This window comes from Lysinibacillus louembei (assembly GCF_033880585.1).
Taxonomy (GTDB): domain Bacteria; phylum Bacillota; class Bacilli; order Bacillales_A; family Planococcaceae; genus Metasolibacillus; species Metasolibacillus louembei.
In genome coordinates, this window is record NZ_CP137624.1 from 852,501 (window position 1) to 855,000 (window position 2,500).

At 52.0% G+C, this 2,500-nt stretch carries 6 tRNA genes and 2 rRNA genes (2 of these 8 only partly in view); all 8 read right to left on the reverse strand.

The features are described from left to right. Positions 1-55: transfer RNA gene (locus tag R6U77_RS04105), tRNA-Leu, on the reverse strand (it extends 34 nt beyond the left edge of the window). A gap of 6 nt (positions 56-61) precedes the next feature. Then, positions 62-136: transfer RNA gene (locus R6U77_RS04110), tRNA-Gly, on the reverse strand. Positions 137-178: 42 nt separating this feature from the next. Further along, a tRNA-Leu gene (locus R6U77_RS04115) sits at positions 179-263 on the reverse strand. Positions 264-284: 21 nt separating this feature from the next. Beyond that, positions 285-360 (reverse strand) — tRNA-Lys (locus R6U77_RS04120). Positions 361-364: 4 nt separating this feature from the next. Then, positions 365-440, reverse strand: a tRNA-Thr gene (locus R6U77_RS04125). 8 nt (positions 441-448) lie between these two features. Next, positions 449-524: transfer RNA gene (locus R6U77_RS04130), tRNA-Val, on the reverse strand. 8 nt (positions 525-532) lie between these two features. Further along, positions 533-648, reverse strand: a 5S ribosomal RNA gene (gene rrf / locus R6U77_RS04135). 116 nt (positions 649-764) lie between these two features. After that, a 23S ribosomal RNA gene (locus R6U77_RS04140) occupies positions 765-2,500 on the reverse strand; it runs 1,192 nt beyond the window's last position.

Consider the following 2,500-nt stretch of genomic DNA (forward strand, 5'->3'; position numbering starts at 1 on the left):
GTCACCTACCGCAGGATTTTAAGTCCTGTGCGTCTGCCAGTTCCGCCACCCCGGCACATGTTGGAGCGGAAGACGAGGTTCGAACTCGCGACCCCCACCTTGGCAAGGTGGTGTTCTACCACTGAACTACTTCCGCATGTGCTAAAGAATTTTTATTCTGACAGTATATGAAATTAAATGGTGCGGGTGAAGGGAGTCGAACCCCCACGCCTTGCGGCGCTAGATCCTAAGTCTAGTGCGTCTGCCAATTCCGCCACACCCGCAGCAGACTATTTTTATATAACTGGTGAGCCATGAAGGACTCGAACCTTCGACCCTCTGATTAAAAGTCAGATGCTCTACCGACTGAGCTAATGGCTCAAAATGGTGCCGGCGATAGGAGTCGAACCCACGACCTACTGATTACAAGTCAGTTGCTCTACCAACTGAGCTACACCGGCATTTTGAATGGTGGAGGATGACGGGTTCGAACCGCCGACCCCCTGCTTGTAAGGCAGGTGCTCTCCCAGCTGAGCTAATCCTCCGTATATAAGCCTAGCAACGTCCTACTCTCACAGGGGGAAACCCCCAACTACCATCGGCGCTAAAGAGCTTAACTTCCGTGTTCGGTATGGGAACGGGTGTGACCTCTTTGCCATCATTACTAGACTATTTTCAAGACAAGATTTATTATAACACTTTTAATGTTACAGTCAAGTGTATTTTTTACACTTTTTCTTGTTCTTTCAAAACTGGATAAACGGTCATTGAAACAAGTTTAGAATGTGGTTAAGTCCTCGATCGATTAGTATTCGTCAGCTCCATGTGTCGCCACACTTCCACCTCGAACCTATCTACCTCATCGTCTTTGAGGGATCTTACTTACTTGCGTAATGGGAAATCTCATCTTGAGGGGGGCTTCATGCTTAGATGCTTTCAGCACTTATCCCGTCCATACATAGCTACCCAGCGATGCCGTTGGCACGACAACTGGTACACCAGCGGTATGTCCATCCCGGTCCTCTCGTACTAAGGACAGCTCCTCTCAAATTTCCTACGCCCACGACGGATAGGGACCGAACTGTCTCACGACGTTCTGAACCCAGCTCGCGTACCGCTTTAATGGGCGAACAGCCCAACCCTTGGGACCGACTACAGCCCCAGGATGCGATGAGCCGACATCGAGGTGCCAAACCTCCCCGTCGATGTGGACTCTTGGGGGAGATAAGCCTGTTATCCCCGGGGTAGCTTTTATCCGTTGAGCGATGGCCCTTCCATGCGGAACCACCGGATCACTAAGCCCGTCTTTCGACCCTGCTCGACTTGTAGGTCTCGCAGTCAAGCTCCCTTGTGCCTTTACACTCTACGAATGATTTCCAACCATTCTGAGGGAACCTTTGGGCGCCTCCGTTACCTTTTAGGAGGCGACCGCCCCAGTCAAACTGTCCGCCTGACACTGTCTCCTGCCCCGCTAAGGGGCATGGGTTAGAATTTCAATACAACCAGGGTAGTATCCCACCGACGCCTCCTTCGAAGCTGGCGCTCCGAGATCTCTGGCTCCTACCTATCCTGTACAAGTTGTACCAAAATTCAATATCAAGCTACAGTAAAGCTCCACGGGGTCTTTCCGTCCTGTCGCGGGTAACCTGCATCTTCACAGGTACTATAATTTCACCGAGTCTCTCGTTGAGACAGTGCCCAGATCGTTACGCCTTTCGTGCGGGTCGGAACTTACCCGACAAGGAATTTCGCTACCTTAGGACCGTTATAGTTACGGCCGCCGTTTACTGGGGCTTCAATTCATAGCTTCGCTTGCGCTAACCACTCCTCTTAACCTTCCAGCACCGGGCAGGCGTCAGCCCCTATACGTCACCTTACGGTTTTGCAGAGACCTGTGTTTTTGCTAAACAGTCGCCTGGGCCTATTCACTGCGGCTCTCATGCGCTTGCACGCTCAAGAGCACCCCTTCTCCCGAAGTTACGGGGTCATTTTGCCGAGTTCCTTAACGAGAGTTCTCTCGCACACCTTAGGATTCTCTCCTCGACTACCTGTGTCGGTTTGCGGTACGGGTACCTCCCACCTCGTTAGAGGCTTTTCTTGGCAGTGTGAGATCAGGAACTTCGTCCATACGGACTCGTCATCACAGCTCAACGTATCAGTGTGCGGATTTGCCTACACACACGCCTTACTGCTTGAACAGAGACAACCAACGCTCTGCTTACCCTACCCTCCTGCGTCCCCCCATTACTCAAACGGTGGGGAGGTAGTACAGGAATATCAACCTGTTGTCCATCGCCTACGCCTGTCGGCCTCGGCTTAGGTCCCGACTAACCCTGAGCGGACGAGCCTTCCTCAGGAAACCTTAGTCATACGGTGGACGGGATTCTCACCCGTCTTTCGCTACTCATACCGGCATTCTCACTTCTAAGCGCTCCACCAGTCCTTCCGGTCTGACTTCAACGCACTTAGAACGCTCTCCTACCACTGACATCGTAGATGTCAATCCACAGCTTCGGTGAAT